General features: G+C 38.2%; 18 protein-coding genes. 8 read left to right on the top strand and 10 right to left on the bottom strand.

Translation table 11 applies throughout. The features are described from left to right. Genes B1C82_RS20880 through yihA form a run of 3 tightly spaced genes read left to right on the top strand, consistent with a single transcriptional unit; the run spans window position 1 to window position 1,943 of the window. Complete coding sequence (locus B1C82_RS20880; RefSeq protein ID WP_086447655.1) at window positions 1–312, top strand: PP-loop family protein; 312 nt, start codon at window positions 1–3, stop codon at window positions 310–312. A 20-nt stretch (window positions 313–332) separates the two neighbouring features. After that, entirely contained in the window at window positions 333–1,253 is a 921-nt protein-coding gene (tilS, locus tag B1C82_RS20875) for a tRNA lysidine(34) synthetase TilS (RefSeq protein WP_086447654.1), read from the top strand. A gap of 15 nt (window positions 1,254–1,268) precedes the next feature. Further along, window positions 1,269–1,943 (top strand): ribosome biogenesis GTP-binding protein YihA/YsxC, encoded by a 675-nt coding sequence (yihA, locus tag B1C82_RS11255; RefSeq protein ID WP_086447653.1) that lies wholly within the window; start codon window positions 1,269–1,271, stop codon window positions 1,941–1,943. Window positions 1,944–1,945: 2 nt separating this feature from the next. Here the strand turns inward: yihA and B1C82_RS11250 are convergent, their stop codons facing one another. From B1C82_RS11250 to B1C82_RS11240, 3 genes are all read right to left on the bottom strand, one after another. Further along, window positions 1,946–2,650, bottom strand: a complete 705-nt coding sequence (locus B1C82_RS11250) for a hypothetical protein (protein WP_086447652.1) — start codon at window positions 2,648–2,650, stop codon at window positions 1,946–1,948. Window positions 2,651–2,727: 77 nt separating this feature from the next. Then, on the bottom strand, window positions 2,728–3,066 hold the full coding sequence (locus B1C82_RS11245) for a PilZ domain-containing protein (protein ID WP_086447651.1): 339 nt from the start codon (window positions 3,064–3,066) through the stop codon (window positions 2,728–2,730). 161 nt (window positions 3,067–3,227) lie between these two features. Further along, window positions 3,228–4,166, bottom strand: coding sequence for an MBL fold metallo-hydrolase (locus B1C82_RS11240; RefSeq protein ID WP_086447650.1), 939 nt, complete (start codon window positions 4,164–4,166; stop codon window positions 3,228–3,230). A gap of 49 nt (window positions 4,167–4,215) precedes the next feature. On the opposite strand from B1C82_RS11240, the gene trmB reads away from it, so the two are divergent. Next, window positions 4,216–4,869: a tRNA (guanine(46)-N(7))-methyltransferase TrmB gene (gene trmB, locus B1C82_RS11235; protein ID WP_086447649.1), complete on the top strand. Its 654-nt coding sequence runs from the start codon at window positions 4,216–4,218 to the stop codon at window positions 4,867–4,869. A gap of 2 nt (window positions 4,870–4,871) precedes the next feature. Here the strand turns inward: trmB and B1C82_RS11230 are convergent, their stop codons facing one another. From B1C82_RS11230 to rsgA, 5 genes are all read right to left on the bottom strand, one after another. Then, complete coding sequence (locus B1C82_RS11230) at window positions 4,872–8,444, bottom strand: tetratricopeptide repeat protein (RefSeq protein ID WP_086447648.1); 3,573 nt, start codon at window positions 8,442–8,444, stop codon at window positions 4,872–4,874. After that, on the bottom strand, window positions 8,444–10,063 hold the full coding sequence (locus B1C82_RS11225) for an LIC10124 family lipoprotein (RefSeq protein WP_234008277.1): 1,620 nt from the start codon (window positions 10,061–10,063) through the stop codon (window positions 8,444–8,446). The genes B1C82_RS11230 and B1C82_RS11225 overlap by 1 nt, the downstream gene beginning before the upstream one ends. A 220-nt stretch (window positions 10,064–10,283) precedes the next feature. Next, window positions 10,284–11,213 (bottom strand): FecR family protein, encoded by a 930-nt coding sequence (locus tag B1C82_RS11220; protein ID WP_086447647.1) that lies wholly within the window; start codon window positions 11,211–11,213, stop codon window positions 10,284–10,286. A 204-nt stretch (window positions 11,214–11,417) separates the two neighbouring features. Beyond that, window positions 11,418–12,731: a hypothetical protein gene (locus B1C82_RS11215; protein WP_086447646.1), complete on the bottom strand. Its 1,314-nt coding sequence runs from the start codon at window positions 12,729–12,731 to the stop codon at window positions 11,418–11,420. Then, window positions 12,715–13,683, bottom strand: a complete 969-nt coding sequence (gene rsgA / locus B1C82_RS11210; RefSeq protein ID WP_086448577.1) for a ribosome small subunit-dependent GTPase A — start codon at window positions 13,681–13,683, stop codon at window positions 12,715–12,717. The genes B1C82_RS11215 and rsgA overlap by 17 nt, the downstream gene beginning before the upstream one ends. A gap of 27 nt (window positions 13,684–13,710) precedes the next feature. On the opposite strand from rsgA, the gene B1C82_RS11205 reads away from it, so the two are divergent. The 3 genes from B1C82_RS11205 to thiD are packed head-to-tail and all read left to right on the top strand — an operon-like array spanning window position 13,711 to window position 16,697. Continuing rightward, window positions 13,711–15,525 carry a sensor histidine kinase gene (locus tag B1C82_RS11205; protein WP_086447645.1) on the top strand — a complete coding sequence of 605 codons (1,815 nt, stop codon included), beginning with the start codon at window positions 13,711–13,713 and terminating at the stop codon, window positions 15,523–15,525. Then, window positions 15,522–15,875 (top strand): MGMT family protein, encoded by a 354-nt coding sequence (locus B1C82_RS11200; RefSeq protein WP_086447644.1) that lies wholly within the window; start codon window positions 15,522–15,524, stop codon window positions 15,873–15,875. The genes B1C82_RS11205 and B1C82_RS11200 overlap by 4 nt, the downstream gene beginning before the upstream one ends. An 18-nt stretch (window positions 15,876–15,893) precedes the next feature. Continuing rightward, entirely contained in the window at window positions 15,894–16,697 is an 804-nt protein-coding gene (gene thiD, locus B1C82_RS11195; RefSeq protein WP_086447643.1) for a bifunctional hydroxymethylpyrimidine kinase/phosphomethylpyrimidine kinase, read from the top strand. On the opposite strand, the gene B1C82_RS11190 is transcribed toward thiD, so the two are convergent. Both B1C82_RS11190 and B1C82_RS20830 read right to left on the bottom strand, forming a co-directional pair. Continuing rightward, window positions 16,694–18,514, bottom strand: a complete 1,821-nt coding sequence (locus B1C82_RS11190) for a DUF885 domain-containing protein (RefSeq protein WP_086447642.1) — start codon at window positions 18,512–18,514, stop codon at window positions 16,694–16,696. The genes thiD and B1C82_RS11190 overlap by 4 nt on opposite strands. 18 nt (window positions 18,515–18,532) lie before the next feature. Then, entirely contained in the window at window positions 18,533–18,757 is a 225-nt protein-coding gene (locus B1C82_RS20830) for a hypothetical protein (RefSeq protein WP_234008276.1), read from the bottom strand. Between the two features lie 28 nt (window positions 18,758–18,785). On the opposite strand from B1C82_RS20830, the gene B1C82_RS20825 reads away from it, so the two are divergent. Next, window positions 18,786–18,974, top strand: a complete 189-nt coding sequence (locus tag B1C82_RS20825) for a hypothetical protein (protein ID WP_234008275.1) — start codon at window positions 18,786–18,788, stop codon at window positions 18,972–18,974. The last annotated feature ends 90 nt before the right edge of the window (window positions 18,975–19,064 follow it).

Genomic DNA, 19,064 nt, shown 5'->3' with positions numbered 1-19,064 from the left:
ATGAACGAAACTTTAGATTCCATTTTTGAAGCCGCTTGGTCCAGATTAAAAAATTATCAGGATTTTATGAAAACTAAGCCTGCTGTGATCGCTTTTTCGGGAGGAAAAGATTCTGCGCTGCTCCTTCAATTTTATCTTTGGCTTCATAATAAAAATCTAATCTCTAATTTCCCCGTAATTTATCATTTAGATCATTCCATCCGTGATAATGGTGAACAAGAATCCGAAATCTTAAAATATATTCGCGCGATTGCCCCAAAGTCGATCTTTAAAAAAAAAACGTTCCTAGGTTTGCAAATAAGGCCAAACTAAGCTTAGAAGAAGCAGGGAGAATTCTCAGATTCAGGGATCTAGAGAAAATTTCCGAAAAAATAGATGGTTATATTGCAACCGGACATCATGCCGAAGATTATCTAGAGACAGTACTCCTACAACTCATCAGGGGAGGAGGCTGGAATTCACTTCGCACCTTGGGAGTTTTAGAAAATAATAGATTTAGGCCATTATTATTATTCGGAGAAGAAGATCGCAAAACTGCGTTAGCAAAGGCTGATTGGCCTGTCTTCGAAGATGAATCGAATCATTCTCCGCAGTATCTTAGAAATAGAATTAGATCCGAACTTCTTCCTATACTTTTGAAAGAAGGTGCAGACCCAGATAAAATTTTTCGTAATTTTCACGACTCTGATACTCCTAGACGCGGAACGACAAATCGCAAAATAAACGAAGATGAGATTAGAGTCATATCCAGACGGATTTTAGAAGAAGAGCAAGCATCGATATGTAAACAAGTTCTGGACTTACACCTTAAAAGTTTAGGTCTTCATCCGCTGAATTCTCAATTTCTTACGGACCTTCTACATAATCTGGACAGAAAAGTTTCCTTCTCTCTCGAAAACAAAGAAGTTTGGTTTTGGAAAAGTGTTTCGTCAGATTTGTACATCTTACCCAAAACAGCATCTTATTTGAAACCGTTCAGTTACAACTCTGACTCTTTCTTTTTGAAATGGAATGGTAAGACCAAAAAGATACCAATAAATTGTGAGCCGTCTAACGACGGAGAAGGAGAAAAAATCCTGCTTGGAGGAATCCATCGAGACGTTTCCGAAATCCTTAGAGAGAAAGAGATTCCGGTTCCGGTCAGAAAAATGCTACCCATTCTAAAACGGAAAGGGAAAACTGTATTGCTTTGTCTTCGTATGTGGGATGCCCGTTTGGATGATATTCGATCGGATGACTTCCTTCAAGATTAAAGAGTCCAGAGGTTTATGGAAGAACTCCAAGAATTAAAGCCGGACCCATTCTTTAGAGAAGTTAGATTTCTGTCTTCTTATGCAGACGCTTCTAAAGTTCCTTCAAAAGGTATTCCTCATATCGCATTCGCAGGGCGTTCCAATTCCGGAAAGTCTAGATTATTAAACGCAATCGTAGAAAGAAAATCCTTAGCAAAAGTTTCTGCAACTCCAGGTAAAACCAAACTTCTTAACTTTTTCTTAGTTTCAAAATCTTTGTTCCTAGTGGATACACCTGGTTTCGGTTATTCCGCAAATTCTCATAAAGATCACGAGCAGATGATGGATCTACTGATGAACTATCTTAACTCTGCAAAAGATTTAAAATGTCTGTTCTTATTGTCTGATGCCCAAAGAGAATTACCTGACGAAGAATTAGAATTGATCGGTACCTGTTTCGAAAAAGGAACTAAGCCTGTATTGATTCGCACTAAAGTAGATAAACTGAATCAGTCTGAACTTTCCAAACTTAGAAAGAAAATGAAAAACATCCAAGGATTATATCCTATGCTGGAGATCGTTTTTGTTTCTCCTAAATACGGAAAAGGATTACCTGAACTAAGAAAGATCATAGAGAATATGATGAAATCATTAATCATTCCTCCAATGGAAGAAGACACGATCCCGCAAGAGACCAACGAACAAGGCTAAAATTAAGCGTGAGTTTCTAAAAGATTGCCGGCGGCGTTAATTGCATCTCCGTAATATACTTGGCCGGCAAATTGGATCTGTTTTTGATTTAATTCTTGGATTGTTTTTAAGGTCTCTTCCAAAAGAGCTTTTAGTTTTTCTTGGCTCAATGCCATCTCTAACTTACGTTTTCTTTCTATGAGTTCCATGTGACGACGAGCTTCGTCTTCCGACTTTCTTTCTGGATCATCATGAGAAGATACTTGGTTCTTATCTAATCTGTTCAACTCAAGATCGATATCTCGCAATTCAGACATAAGCTCCCATTCCTTATCAGATATAAGATCAGAATGAGTAGCTGCTTCCTTCTTCTTAGCGGAATCCGTCTGTTTATTAGAATTTCCTCCTTCTTCTTCATTCAAAGGAGATAGATTGGATTTTCTTTCATCGGTCTTTTTGACAGTGGTTGCTCTAGTTTCTCCCGCAACAGCCACTAATTTCCCATCTCTTAGTTCATATTCGATGGAAACATCTATGGATCGGAGTTCCGCATTGTCTCGAATTGCTTCGTTGCGAAACTCAGCAACATGTGCAAGTTCATGAGAAATAACATGGAGTACAGAACTAGCCTGAGGCGCACTTTCCAGCTGCCCGTGACCAATGTACTTAACCGAAGTATTTTTCGGTCGTTCCATCATGGAAGAAGATTGTATAACTCCCAGGTTCATCCTATTATAAATGTCGGTCTGGCAAGTCTTGAGTTTAGAGCTTTGGGAAAAAATTCCCTTTACTTAATGGAAAAACGTTATTTGCAATGAGCTATCTTATTAAGAATCTCAAGTATGCTTGAGTCGCAAAGATCGTGAAATACTATCGCATATCTTTGCCCCATATCGCTAACAGTTTTACGAATAACTTCTCCTGGTATCTCGCAGGTAAACATTGGTGACATAATCGTAATTTTTTTGCCAGGAGTCCAATCCTCATTCGAAAGAACGGACGCCCCTATCATCGATATATCGACCAAAACACCTTCACTCCAATTTCCTCCCTCAAAAAGTTTAACCCTACTGTCTTTACGGAACCTTGTATAGAATCTTTGATCCGCCGGCAAATTAGATGTTACCTGTTGAGAAGGATTCATCCCGATCTCTAGTCTTTGCATAGCCGGGAGAGCATACTGTACTAAGAAATAATTTAAAAGAAGATTTCTTTTGAAGCTAAAATTCTTTTAAAAAATAAGTTTAGAGACGGAAGGGTCGATTAAGAATAAATCTAAACATCTATTCTTCAAGAGCGATGCGGCTATAAATGAAAGATATCTGCTTCTCTAGCTAGTACAATCTCTGAAAGGGCAGTAGATTGTTTTTCTTCATTGAACATTCGGATGATTTCTTCATCAGGATGATCCGGTTCATGATGAGTTAGAACCAGTTTATTTACACCCAGAACTTCTCCGCAACGAACGGCTAATCTACCTGATGTATGACCCCAACCTATCTTCCGATCCGCTTCTTCAGAACTATATTGAGCGTCGATGATCAACATGTCAGGACTTCCGAATTTAGCGCGTAAATGTTCGAACTCGGAAAGATCTTCTTCTCTAACTTCTACATCTGTGCAGAATAAGAAACTTTTTCCATTTTCTTCTATATGGTAACCAGTACAATTGCCCGGATGTTTTAAGAGAAAAGGGGTTACTTTAAAATCTCCAATCTGGACTGTTTGTTGTCTTTGCAGAAGAGTGAATGTTTTCTGTGACATCATCTCATCTAATGTGATAGGAAAGTTTTCAGGATTTTGCTGCCGGTCAAATCTTTCTTTTAGATTTGAAATCGTGGAATAAAAATCTACTTGGACACTTGGAATGTATCCAGGTTTAAAAAAAGGCCAACCTTGAATATGATCCCAATGAGTATGCGTCACCAGAATTTTGACAGTGCCACCTTGAGCTATACCTTCTTTCAAAAGATCGTTTCCCAGTTCTCTCATTCCAGAACCACAATCTATAATTAATTTCTGACCTTTAGCAGATTCGACGTACACACATGTGGTGTTTCCTCCCACAGGCCGTAACAGTTCAGGACTTAAAGATTGTAAAAATGAAGGAACGGAGAAGCTACCGTTCTGATGTTTAAATTCCCTATGAGCAGACTCTAGGATCTTTTCTAATTTTTCTCTATATTCTGAACCGGAAAGCGGAGTAGGAAGAGAACCTCTTACTCCGTATAATTTTATTTTCACTGTATTAAATTAGACAACTAAGAGATTTGGTATTTGCAGGTATTCAGCGATGACATCGAATTTTCGTGAAAAACAATGGAAGATCGCTACTAGAATTCCCTTTACTTCTGATTATTTCTTAAAAATAAACCCCGGAAGTAAATTAAAAAAAAACGATTTGTTTGTAGAGGAATTCGGGACATATTATCTAGAGTTAGGTTCAGGCTGGGGAGAAGTCGCTGTATCCTTAGCAAAAGACAATCCAAACACCGGCTTTATTCTAATGGAGAAAAAGGCGGACCGCCTGCGCAAAACAATCCGTGATCTGAAAGAGCATAATATCAAGAACGTTAAACTTCTTTCGGTGAACTTTAATTGGTTTCTAGAAGAAATTTTTGAAGAAGGTATCTTCGACGAGATACTATTGAATTTTCCGGATCCTTGGCCTAAACGTAGACATCATAAACATCGAACTTTAAATCCTAGATTCTTAAATACGGTCCATATCCTTCTGAAGAATGAAGGTGTATTCCATTTTGCCACTGACTACGGCCCATATGCGCGGAAAGGCATCCGTCTTTTTAGAAATGATCTTCGATATAAAGTGGTCGATTCAGAGTTTTCTCTGCAAAGAGCAAACTTCCCAATCTCCCATTTTGAGCAGGAAAAACGGGAGGCAGGCTCCCGAATTTATTATTTAGACCGGATCAAGATTCCTAACTAGTTTTAGTGATACAATAAAGAGTAAACGTTGTCCAAATCTTGGACTAATTTGTAAGTCCAGACAGTTTCTCCTTTTTCATCATATCTGACCGCAGTATTATCCTTATATAATACGATCACATCTTTCTTTTTCCCAGGTAATAAACCTTCGACCTCTTTGTCGGAAATTTTAATTTCTTTCATACTGGAAGAATCTGCGTCCACACGATAGATTTTATCATTACCTGCAAACCAAAGGGAGTTTCCTCTAACGCTAAATAGATTAGCAGCTTTGTCTGAAATTTCAGTCTTAGTCGCTTTCCCTTTTCCGGAAATATATACGATCTCTTTGTCAGTTCGGAAAAATGTTCCATCTTCAGTAGCGCCCAGCAATTTTGGATTCGTAGTTCCAGTCCAAGCGGAATCAACATCCTTACTTAGTTTAGCATCCACATACAAAATCTTGTCTTCTTTGGAAGAAGATTGGACCAAGAACACTTGTCCTTTTTTAGATGCAGACCAAGATTTAGAATCCAACGGAATGGATTTATTTTCTTCGAAAGTATCTGAATAACTAGTTAAGGTTCTTTTCCCTGAACTTTCAGTTTCCACCAGAATTCTATCTCCTGAAACCAATGCTTTTTTGAATATCCCCGGTAGATTGATTGTCTGGAAAACAGAACCTGAATTTTGATCTCTGACTTCTAAACTTCTATCAGTAAATGCGTAAACTCTTCGGTCTGCGAGAACATTACGGAATGGTTTAGTACTTGTGATCCTCCAAAGACGAATCGCTCTGTTTTTATCGAGTGCTTCAATAGAAGTTCCATAATTCATCAATAATAGATCGTTGATGATGACCGGAACTCCGATCAAAGATCCGCGGTTCGGAAACGGCTGCAAGATCACAGGAGTATCTGAATCTGAAAGTACCAATCTTTCTGCCTGACTGGAATATGGAGAATTTGGGAATTTTTCCGCAAGTTCTCTTCCTAATTCTATTACTAGCTTTTTATATTCGGCGTTAGCAGGATTTTTAGTTTTTAATTCGGAAAGAATTCTTATACGGGCATGTAAGAACTTCTCATCTCTTTCTAATTCAAGGGCCTTTACAATCTCTGCATCCGCAGATTCCAAATCTCCTTTCTTAAAGTAAATATAAGAAAGTTGAAAATGAGCATCCGGGAAATCGGGATTCTTCTTTATGATCTCTTTAAATATTTCTACTGATTGTTCCAAAAGATTATCATTAAAAAGCACGATGCCTATATTATAAGGAGCCAATTCATTTTCAGAATCTGCCTTCATTGCACTTTCAAATTCTTCTTTTGCTTCTTTGCTCTTATTCTGATTATAATAAGCGATCCCTTTACCAATCCTAGAAGCGGTAAACTCAGGATTCAATAACCAAGAACGATTGAATGACTCGATCGCAGAGTCATAGTTTTTCTTTTGGAGAGAGATAATCCCAAGCTGATAATGGCTATAGTAAGAATCCTGTTTTTTCTCTAGAACTTTCTGAAAACCTTTTTCGGCATTATCCACTTCTCCTTTTCTAAGTAAGAAGGCATAGATTGCTTCTTGAGCAGCTAGATTTTTTGATCCGTCGGGAGAATTTTCTAAAAGGGAAATTCCTTTCTCTTCCATTCCCATTGCAAGATAACATTCAGCTACTTTAATATATAAGGTAAGTTTTTTCGTTTTATCGTAAGCCGACTGATAGAGAGGGACAGCCTTTTCGTACGATTTATTATCAAAAAGACGATTTGCTTTTTGGATCGTGGGAACTACTTCAGAAAACTTTCTATTCTGATCTATCGTTTGTTTTGCTTCCGCAATTTCAGGAAGATCTTTCGTTAATTTTTCAGCTTTTGCTAACCAAGAACTTGCAGAATCATAATTAGCTTTTTCGTTCTCTTCTAAAGCGATCTTATAATAAAGAAAAGCCAGACGGAACTGAATAGATTCGTTGTCCGGATACTTCTTCATTAAATTTTTATAGGTATTCTCTGCCTTATCGAATTCCTTTTTATCTTCGTAAGTTCTTGCGAGTACGATTCCTGAAAGGGGATCATTTCCTGTGATTGCTTCCAATTCTTTAGTGTACTGAGTCACTTTCGATTGGTTTTTCTGAGCAGAATAAAGACGGATCAAACCTTGGAGTGCAGGAAGATTTCCTTTTTGAAGGCTTAAAGCTTTTAGATAATTCTGTTCTGAAAGTTTTACGTCCCCGCTGATCTGGTACAAACGACCATAAGCTGTATAAACTCCCGGATCATCTTGATCTTTTCCTTTTGCGCGATCAAAATAGGTTTTAGCAGCCTTCGTATCCCCTTTGCGAAGACGTAAATCTCCTTCGTGGATCAATTCGGAAGATTCTAGGAAAGCAGCAACCTTCTTCGTTTCCTCATCGGACTTTAGCGATTCCAGTTCATTTTTAGCAGTCTTATATCTATGCTCAGAAGCAAGTAGATACACAAGATTCAGAACTGGTTCCTTATAATTTGGATCCAACTCGCGAGCCTTACTAAAGGATACCATTGCCTTTGCGTTTTCACCCAAAGACTTTTGATTCAAACCAATTTGGTTATAGATAGTTGCATTTTTTGGGAAGAATGGAATAGCTTTCTCTAAAACAGAAATTGCCTTTGGATTATTTCCTGATTTGCTATAAGCAGATGCAAGACCAGAATATGCTTCTAGATAATCCGCTTTCAATCTTAAGGAAGTTTCAAATGCCTTAACGGCCCCATCAGTATCATTAGAAAGAATTTTGGCATTTCCTAAAAATACAAATGGAGAAGGGTTCTTAGGATCTAATTGAGTCGCAGTAGTAAAATATTGGACCGCTTCTTTGTAATTTTTTGCCTTAAGAGCAGCATTCCCTTTCTCTAATAGACCAGCAACTTTAGTAGCAGACGCAGATTGTTTTGCAGATGCAAGATCCGGATCTGCATTTCTAGCCTTCTCAAAATAAGACTCCGCAGCCTCGTAATCTTTTACTTGGACGGCAGTATCTCCCAATTGCATGTACAATTGAGCCTTAAATTTAAACTTATCTTCTGGAATGGACTTAAGAGCAGAATACGCTTCGTCGTACTTTCCGATCGTTTTTAGTAATACGGCCTTTTTGAATGTATAAGCGCTTCCATCTACCTTAGGAAGTTTTTCCAATTTGGAATACACTTCCAATGCATCCTTATTGGCTCCTTGCGAAGTGTATAAGATGCCGAGGGTCAAAAGAATTTGCTCATTCTCCGGATCTAACTCAGTTCCCTTTTTCAATGAGGTCAAAGAGTCTTCCGTTTTTCCTAAACGATATTCGGAAGATCCGATCAGATAATAACCTTCGGCAGTAGGATATGCTTTTACAGCCTCTCTACCCTTAGAAAGAGAAATTTCGAATTTACCTTTTTGGAAAGCAGAGTTTCCTTCATTGATCAACTTGGACGCTTGTTTTAATTTTTGTGCGGCAATAATATCTTTTTCTAAGATCGCATCTTGAGAATTCGATTTTCTAAAATCTTTAGAAGCGCAATGGACCGCAAAAACGGAAACGATAGAGAATATTATAAAACGAGAAAATATACGATTCATCACTTATATCCCTTATAGAGAATCTTCAGATCTTTGATGGGAGTTTTTTCCCTAAACTCTTCTCCTCTGGTCAAAACAGAAACAGTCCAGAGTCCTCCCGCAGGTAAATCTCCCTGCCAAACGACGTCTCTTCCTAAGTATAGAGACAATTTTTTATTCTTTAAATCAGTTTTGAATGAGAATGGACGACCTATATCCTTATCCACATCCAAATATTTATAAGTGCTAAGTGTTTTTCCATCTGAAGGAAATTGAAAGATGGACACTTTCTCTTTTCCTGCCACAACACCCAGAGAAAGACCGTTCAAATGGAATGTCACTGCAACAGATGCATCTCCATGATCTACCGGAAGTAAGAAGTAACCTTCAATTTCTAATTCTTCCGGAATGAAAGGAAGAGAATATACTCCGTTCCAACCATTGGATAAGTTTTTCTTTTTTGCGAATTCCAAACCATTCGGTCCGAAAGGGGAAAACCCAAATTCTCCGGACGGTTTCCAAAATTCTAATTCTGATAATAATCCGTATCCGAAATAAGGAAGTGCCAGTTCTACTAAACGATCTGGTTTAACATCCAAGATACCTTCGTAATAAACATAAGCACCATCAGCACTTTCTTTTAGAAGCTCTAACTGATAGGCGCCAGGAGTTAAGTTACTTCGGAAGAAAGGAGTTTCTCCTTGTTTATAACCATCCAAGGAAACGGAAAGTCCGTTGGGTACAGTAATTACTTTAGCAGATCCTAATGCACGATCTTCTTCCCATTCCTGGAATAGAAAACTTTTTTTGCCTGCTCTTACTTGTATGGTCTTAGTGATTGGTTTTTTTCCTTTTAAGACTACTTGTATATCTTGGATCCCTTCTTGGATTGGGACCTCAGTCAATGGAGTATTTCCAAGAGACTTTCCGTTCCATAGGATCTCTGTATCTCCTGAAGAAGCTCTTACTGTTAAAGTTCCTTTGATGGAAGAATTTACAATTTCTTTGATTCTTGTTAGATCAGGCTTTCTATCCCAAACAGGAACAGTAGTTTGTTTGGAGTCTAATGAGATAACTCTGTCGGAAGATTTCCAGAAGATAGCCTGGTTCCATGTTCCCACTTCTTCACTGGAAACAGGACGTTTAAAGGAAAGTTCAAAGTCTCCATAAGATATTGCATCCACTGAGTCTTTTAATTCAAACTTGAAAGTCCAACCAGTAGAAGATTCGGCAATTGAACCTAAAACTAAGACATCCACGTCCTTGGATTTTAACTCCTGAGCTAAACCGGTTTTGTTTTTCCAAAGTTCGGGAGAAATTTTAGCGTTCGAAAATTTGATATCCTTCCAAATCAAACTGATCTCTTGCTCAAAGTAAGAGGCCAATTTTTTATCCACCGATTTAGGATATTCAATAGGAGAGAACGCTAAAACCGGGACATCGTGCCCAGCTTTACGAACCCGAAAATCAGTGTCAGATTCTCTAAAAATGAATACACTCTCTGAGTCGCCTATTGGCTTGTAATACGGTTCTTGTATCAGCTTAGAAGGTTCGTTTAACTTCTGTACTGAGGAGCAAGTAAGCCCAAAACTCGTAATAAGAGAGAATATAATAAGATTACGAAATGAATTGTTCCCCATCCCGTAAAAAAATTTCCCAGGGACTGATTTAGCAAATCTTTTCCTAGTTCTGGAGAAAATGAGAGCCTTTTTGCAATAAATTATCCGACCTTGGTTGGTCGTTCGGATCATTACAAAATTAAGAATTATTTACGCAGGTATATATATAAGAAGAGAAACCCCGCTGCATAGCGGGGTCCTATTGATTTTTAGAAAAGCGGAAAAGATAAAAGAAACTAAATTAGAAAGTTTCTTTAGGGTTGAGTTTCAACTTTTCTTTTTGAACGTCTTGTTGGACATATTTTGTTTCGTTCACTTGCTGAGCGGTTCTTGCTACTTCGTCCGCGTTGGCTCTAGTAGCTTCACGTTTCTGCAATTGAGTACGAACTTCTTCCACTGTGGAAGCCTGGCTCAAAATGCGAAGTTCTTCGCTGGATGCTTTTAATTCATCCACCAGGTTATTGTATTCTAAAACGTCGTTTTTCTTGAGAACGATTAGTCCTTTCAATTCTTTCACCGACTCAGGTCTTAGCGAAAGGATGAGCTTTTCAGTCAATTTCTGGTTTTTCTTCAGAGTGATCTCTCTGTTTCTTTCCAGAATGACTTCGGACTCTTCTCCAACTTTAGATACCGCAACGGAACCTTCCAATACTGCAAATTTAACATCGCAATGAGCCTCCGCACAATTCACTTTTGTGCCTGCAGGATTCTCAACAGAAGTTAAGAAGGTAGTTCCACGAACTCCCGCAAGAGCAGTAGGAGTCACTACGCTGAAATCGGAGTTTTTGTTCTCTTTACGAACCAGAGTTACGATCCTTCCGTAGTTCAGATTGACCTTAACGTTAGTTCCTTCGTCTCCGACTAGAGCAGCAATAGATACTTCACTCTCTTTGGAAACTTTGATGATACCACTTTCGGCAACCATGATCTCTACAGATCCATTTTTACCGGTAAGGATAGTGTCTGCAGCTGTTACTGTCTGACCAAATTCGGCTTTTTTCTCACCTTCGGCAGACTGGACTTTCACGTCACCATTCAACCAAACGATCTTTGCAGTAGAAGATACCGCTTCCGATTTCACTTGGCCACTGCTCGTTTTAGGACTACAAGCGATTAGATAACTAACAGCTAGTAGTGTCATTAGAATTAGGGTGCTTTTACTTTTTAACATATATTCTCCCCCGCTTTTTAAGCTTAAGAATCCTCTAGATATAACAAACTAACAAGGACTTTTTACCAATACTTTGGTTTAAAGTGTTTTACAAAAAGCAAAAGTTTTCCTTTGGAAAAAAATTTCCAAGAAATGTCCCTTTGGCAGGTTCTAATCAAAAGCTCAAAAACTAACCCTTAAGGGTTAGCAATCTGAGAACAAATTCTATTTTTTCTCCGCCTTTTTTGGCTCTATTTCAGGTAAAGAATCTAGTTCTTCTTCGAGTTTGCACTTCGGATAATGATCAGCGTTTAGACTGGAGCCTACCCAACCGAATGCTTCTTGAGATGAGATGACATGAATATCCCAACCTTGTACTATATTAGGACAATCCCAAACTTTATTCTTACATAGAACCTGGCTTGCCTTCGGTTTTGGATAGGCCCAAGCTGCAGGCGGATGAAGACATTGCATCTCCACTTCTGCCAACTTACGCATACGCTTTACGTTTTCTTCGAATTGTTTGAATAAGTTCACTAAAGGATTAGCTAACACTTCGTTGAAGTAACCTCTGGAAGTGTTGTAAGCTAAGAAATATACCAATTCTTCCATTACATATTCTTTATCATGGGAGAAGGAACTAACTGTATGAATATATCTAGCGATCTTCAAAGAATCCGTGAGAAGTTCGCGCAAAAGGTCTTCGGATTTATCTGGGAGTCCTGCATCTTCTTCATCGTCAGGAGTAGAATCACTCTCTCCATCATCGACCATCATCTCAGCGAAAAATGTTTCGTCCGGATTTTCTCTCTCTGATTTTTTAGATCCGGCGGCTGTTACATCCACATTATCCTGCAATCCCAACGGAACATGGTTAGATGCGGCAGAACACACGAATTCAGGAAGATCCAACTTCTGCATAAAGTTAGCACATTGTTTTGCGATCCTTGTTTTTTCAGTATCATCCGGAAATGGTTTGTTCCATTGGTCTCCGGTAACCCGAGCAATATCCATAAAGATACCACCGAGGAACGAATATCTGCGTAACATTTTGTATTTGAGTGCATCGGGAATCAGAACGATTCCTAAAGCGAGTAAACCTAATTCGCAAATATGTTTGAAAAAATGAGGATTTGTTTCGTAAACTTTAAAGAGAGCGAGTAAATGTTTCTTATTATTAATCCCGTTCCGAATAATTCCCTTAAAATTGAATTTATTCTCTTCGTACATGAACTTTAAGAATTTCTTATCTGTACTCTTAAGTTGCAGAACTATCTTTTCAGCCAGCTTATCCTGGATCTGGCCAATTAATTCTTTTGTTAATTTTATCTTAAATTCGGGATTGTACTGACCTTTAATTTCTTTAAGACGGGTAAGAGCAGATTCTTTTACCTGGACCTCTTCCTTTACTAGAATATTGCCGCTATTATCCTCGATCGCATTTAGGAAACGTAACATATTCCCCGCGTTATAATCGCGTACGAAGTTTAAAACCTCGTCGATTGAGTTGTATTCTATCGATTTAGGATTTACTTTCATTCTTTAAGTGGTCTCTACGTGTGATTCTAAACGGGTTTTCCAGGCTTGCAAGCATAGATTCCAGGCTCTTTTTTCTTTCCATACTTATATCGGTCGCTTCTCCCATAGAAAACAACATTTTGCATCCAGGGCCCGCGTCACAACAATCGGAAATATCACATTCTTCTTTATACTTTCTCAATTCCGGATAACTTTCTAAGATCTCACCTTTGGTTAAGTGTAAGATCCCCCATTCTTTAATACCTGGAGAATCGATTAATACGATATTATCTTCCAAAACCAGAAAGTTTGAGTTTGTAGTCGTATGTTTACCCTTCTTAGTGGAAAGACTGACCTGGGAAGTTTTCTGCAATTCTCTATCCGATAAGACGTTTACTAAGCTAGATTTTCCAACTCCTGAATTTCCTACTAAGTAGGTAGTTTTGGAAGAAAACTTGGAGTAAAGTTCTTCTAGACCTTGGCCGGTCTGGCAAGAAACAATAATTATATCGTAGCCTAGATTTTTATAAACGGAAGAGCGCTTAATCGCCGTTTCTTGATCCACTAAATCCGATTTTGTGAATATAATTAGGGGAGGGACCTCAGAAAGATACGCGGCCGCCAAACATCGATCCAAGAATCCGTCTTTGGTTTCAGGATCTTTTAAAGAGGCAAGTACTGCGATTTGATCTACATTCGCACAAAGTACCTGTGCATCCCCCTCTTTACTTTTTCGTAGAAGTTCGTTTTTACGGGATAATCTTTCTTCGATGGCCCATTCTCCGCCTGATTCCATCGCACAAACTCTGTCGCCTACGACAAATGGATGTCTTTCTTTTGCGACGATATTTCTGAGCCTTCCTCTAAGTACGGCTCTTACTCTTCCTCTTTCTGGAGAATACAAATCATAGAAGGCACCAAAGACCCTCGCTATCGTAAAAAACTCCTTTACTGGAATTGTGGAACTAGACATTCTTAAGCCTAATTTTACAGGCACGCGATGAAAATCATACGCAAATTCGGACCAATATTCGGTCTTGTTTTAGCCGCATTCCTTCTGCAATCGGCGCTAATATTCGGTTTGGATTTCAGATCCTTGGATCCTGATCGTACGATCGTGCTTCTCATCAGTTTGCCTTTTACCACTTTGGCCGCTGTATTTGTTTGGATCTGGTTCAATGAGTTTGGACCTGCATGGAACCTATCATCTGCACTTTCTAAACTGACGGACCAAGAATATGTTAAATACCTTTCTTCGTTAGATAAATTCAAAAGTGATCTGATTGCAACCAACATCACAGAAAGTGTATGTGATAAAATCCTAAAATTTCTACCTAGTATCATCAATGCAAGTAGGGCTAAAATTTACTTATGGAGGGAAGATCTTGGAAAATTCTCTCCGTATCCAAGAGAAACGGGAGAGGATCATTTTTATATCTTCGATCCGTTCCTTTTATGGATCACAGAGCATGATAAAATTTTTTATTCTGAAGAATTTACGGAAAATGCAAAACTACATCAGATACGAGAACACGCGCTTTCTTTTGCAGCAAAAACAAAAGCAGATCTTCTGGTTCCTTTTATCTTAAACAAAAGTCTTTTGGGCATGCTTGTATTAGGACCAAAAAACGATGGAAGAAAATACAATGCATCCGAGCTGGAAAAACTTAACGAAATGAGATCCGTTTCAGTGATGTCACTTTCAAATTCCATTTTTTACGAAAGACTAATAGAGCTTACTGAAACATTGGAAGAAAAAGTCCGAAACAGGACACAGGAGCTGGAAAGCGCTCAATCTCAGTTGATCATGTCCGAAAAAATGGCTTCTTTAGGAACCATGGTTGCAGGAATTGCGCATGAGATCAATACTCCAGCAGGGGTGATCAATGGTTCCGCAGACAATTTAGAATCAAATATGAATTATATCGTAAAGAACGTATTCGAAATCGTTCGTTTCGCGAGAAATAAGAAATTAAGGAAATCATTCGAAGTAGCACTTCTACATATCTTAAGAGACCGAAAAAAAAGTCAGGTTATGGAATCTAAGGACAAGTTCCGGATCAAAAGAGAATTAAAGGAAGAAATGATCCAAATGGGGATAGAAGTTTCCTTAGCAGGTGAGGTTGCTTCTTTCATAATAGAAAACGATGTTATGGAAGTAAGAAAGTACATCTTGGAAATTTTAGCCCAAGGAGCAAAACCTGGATATGAGATGCTCAAACATGCATCTAATACGAATCGTAATATTAAAAATATTAAATATTCTATCAAAAATATAGTCCGGATAGTTAAGGCTCTAAAATATTATTCTCACTTAGACCAGAGCAAATCATTTACTAGTGCAGATCTGATAGAAGGTATCGAAAACACTTTGGTCATCATGAACAACCAACTCAAGTATGGAGTCGAAGTTAAGAAGAACTTCTCCACCATCCCAAAAGTTGTATGTAATCCTGACGAATTAAACCAAGTTTGGACCAACTTGATCCAAAATGCAAACCAAGCCATTCGAGGCCAAGGCACGATCGAATTATCTGTATATTCTATTGGAGATACAGTTACTATAGAAGTACAAGACGACGGCCCAGGAATAGATTCCTCCATCAAGGATCGGATCTGGGATCCATTCTTCACTACAAAAGATCAAGGTGAAGGTTCCGGGCTCGGCCTTGGTATTGTAAAAGGTATCGTAGAAAAACATAAAGGCAAGATCACAGTCGAATCCATTCCTGGGAAAACTGTATTCAAAGTGGAATTACCTCTTAGGCCTCCACAACCGATTTCAGAAACAAATTTAGAAAAATCAGTTATATGACTGCAAAACCTAAAAAGAAAAAGATAGAATTAAAACCTGAGAATTTTTACGAATTAGTTTATAAAATTGTAAAGAAGGTTCCCAAAGGAAAAGTAACCAGTTACGGGAGGATCGCGGTTCTAATCGGAAAACCTAGAGCTGCCAGAGCAGTAGGTTATGCTTTAAACGCATTAAAGAAGGACCAAGAACAAAAGGTCCCTTGGCAAAGAGTCATCAATAGTATGGGAAAAATTTCTCATCGAGGAGATACTCCTAGAGCAATTATACAAAAAAAACTTTTAGAATCTGAAGGTATCAAATTTTCTAGAGAAGAGGTCGTGGATTGGAAACGATTCGGTTGGCCTGATTAAATTATTATAAGGTTCCGAATGCAAAAGCCGGTAGTATTAACAATCGCAGGTTCCGACTCCGGAGGGGGAGCGGGAATCCAAGCAGATCTAAAAACTTTTAACTCAACTGGATCTTTCGGAACATCAGTGATTACCTGTTTGACCGCTCAAAATCCGGACGGCGTCACTGGAATTTTAGAAGTAGATCCTGATTTTTTAGAAAAACAACTCGCAGCTGTTCTCTCTTACTTTCCCGTGAAAGCAATCAAGACCGGAATGCTCTTTTCCGAAAATTTGATCCGCAGAATTTCTAAAATCCTAAAAGAGTACAAATCAAAAGGGCAAAACTTCGAGTTAGTATTAGATCCTGTGATGGTTGCCACAAGCGGAGCTAAACTTTTGCAGGACGAAGCAATCCAATCTCTAATCTCTGAATTAATTCCTTTGGCAAGCCTTGTAACTCCGAACCTGGATGAGGCAAAAATTTTAGGGTCTGGGGAAATTTCCAAAATTGAATCCATGGAGACAGAAGCAGCTTCTCTTTCTAAAAAACTAGGAGTCCCTGTTTTATTAAAAGGTGGTCATATCAAAAATTCAAAGGAAGCACTGGATGTATTAGGAATTCCGACCGGAGAAATCTTAAAATATTCAAAACCTTTTGTAGAAGATTTCAATCCTCATGGAACGGGTTGCACTTATTCTTCTGCCATAGCTTCTTATTTGGCTCAGGATTTTCCTCTCTCTGAATCTGTTGCAAAGGCGAGGGAATTCCTACATGCGGCTATCTTACAGTCCTTCCCAGCAGGAAAAACGAAAACATTAAATCATAACCCAAAGTTCTAATTTTTGGGAATTAGTCCCAATTCTTCTTTAGAAGCTTTTTCTAAAATTTCCAAAGGAAGGGAACCTTTTCCTAAAACGAAACCATGATATTCTTTTATATCGAATGCTTCGCCTTTGACTGATTTCCAATCTTCTCTCATTTTTAGAAAAGAGATCATTCCAATCTTGTAGGAGCATGCCTGTCCTGGATAAACGATATATCTTTCAATCTCTGCCGAAACTTCTTTAGGAGCCATGCCTGTATTGTCAGACATGTAGCGAATCGCATCTTCTCTGCTCCAACGTTTGTAATGAATTCCTGTATCTACAACCAAACGAACTGCTCGGAACAATTCAGCCTGCAATCTTCCTAAATCTACATATGGATCAGAGTAAAAATTATAATCTTTTGCGAGTCTTTCCGCGTATAATGCCCATCCTTCGACAAATGCAGTAAAGTGAGTAGTTCTCAATTTTCTTGGCGCGGAAGTCAATTCTTGGGACCAAGCAATTTGTAAATGGTGTCCTGGAATTGTTTCATGATACGTTAATGTGTTCATTCCAAACTTAGGAATTTCTTTTAAATCACGCAGGTTTGCGTAGAATACACCGGGACGTTTTCCGTCCAGACTTGGTTCTTCGTAATAAGCTCCAGGTGCTCCTGCTTCTTTGAATTCAGGAATTCTTTCTACCTGCACTTTTGCTCTAGGCCAAGAAGGGAAGATAGGTTTAGATTTTTCGATAGATTCCTTTAAGATCTCTTTATAGACCTCTATAACTTTTTCTTTTCCTTCTGGAGTATTTGGAAATTGGAACTCAGATTTTTCTCTCAACTGCTTCATAGTAGCTTGCAAATTGGAAACTGCAATTCCAGAAGTTTGCAAAATAGATTTCATTTCAGTTTGGATCCTTGCAACTTCTGAAAGACCGATGGAGTGAACTTCCTCAGGAGAAAGATTGGTAGTGGTATGATATTTTAAAGTATGTTCGTAATATTTTTCACCGTTTGGAAGTTTCCAAACTCCAGCCTTACTATCGGCAGACTTAAGTTGTTGTTCTAAGAAATTCTGTAGCTTAGAATAAGCTGGATAAACCGAAATCTCTAAGATCTTTTTTACTTCTGCCAAAGAAGAAGTTTTTTGGTCAGAGAGGATCTCATCATTCTTTTCTAATTTTTTACGAAGACTAACATAAAGAATGTTTTCTTCAGAGTTTTTAACTCTGAAATTTTTCAATTCATCCAGAACTCTTCTCAAAATAAAATCCGGCGGGATCACACCATTTGATTGTCTAATCTCCAGACCTCGGATCACTTGATCTAACTTTGTCGAAATCCCTTTTAGCCTAGTAATATAAGATTCAATGTCCTCATCATCTTCTATCATATGAGAAGTCGCTAAGAAAGAAGGAATATGATTTTGGACGCCGAATAGTTGGTTTACTGGATAAGAATTATAAATATATTTTTCATAATCAGCCGCAAGTTCCAGATCCCATTCTAAAGCCTTATAATAGATTTTATCTTCTCCGCTTAATCCGGAAGGATCGTAAGTTTTAAGTGTCTCCAGATCTCTTTTTGCTTTATCTGCTCTTTCCATTTCTTTTTCGGGAGAAGAGTCAGACCATTTATAATTATGAGAAGTGATTCCCCAAGAATCCAAAATTCGGAGAGAGGTCAGTGTCTCCGGATCATCTAGAACATTCTCCCAAAAGATCTTTTCATAATATAAGCCCACTGTGATCGGCCGGAAATTGATCGTATGCCAAATTAAAATCCCTAATGAAATAGATAGAATGGCGACGGTAGATAAAGAGATGATTAGAATCTTCTTCAACATGGATAGCAGCTCCGATGATTAGAAAAGTGGAATAAGGATTTTAGATAAGAATACGAGTAATAATGTCCAAATTGCGGAAGAAGAGGCAGCAAAAGAGAAGTGATTTTCCCAATTCAATAAAGGAACACATACGAATAAGAACATTCCAAAATAAGAGAGATAAGGATTACGAAGATAAAGAGTCTTTTGCCATTCAAAAAAACCTTCTCTAAAATCCTTCGCATCTCCTTTAAACTTATTCAAGAAAATCCATTCTGAAACGAATCCGAAGATGGAGAATGTAAAAAAGAAAAACGAAATCAACAGCACCCAGGACCAATCTAAAAATGGGATTGGATTTAATGCGTGTATGATCGGAAATGCAAAAGCGAGAAAAGCCGAAAAAGGAAAAAAGAAAGCTGTCCGGAATAATCTACTTTCAGATAAAAATTTGAAAAACGGGATTCTTCCTGGTAATTGATAAGAACCGCAAAACAAACATTTTTCCGAATCGGAAAGAATGGAAGAGCCGCAGTTCCTACAATAGAAATTCTTTTTGGAGACTTCGGCT

The sequence above is a fragment of the Leptospira venezuelensis genome (assembly GCF_002150035.1).
Lineage (GTDB): Bacteria > Spirochaetota > Leptospiria > Leptospirales > Leptospiraceae > Leptospira_B > Leptospira_B venezuelensis.
Note: the sequence above shows the minus strand (reverse complement) of the source record. Positions and strands in the feature narration are given on the sequence as shown.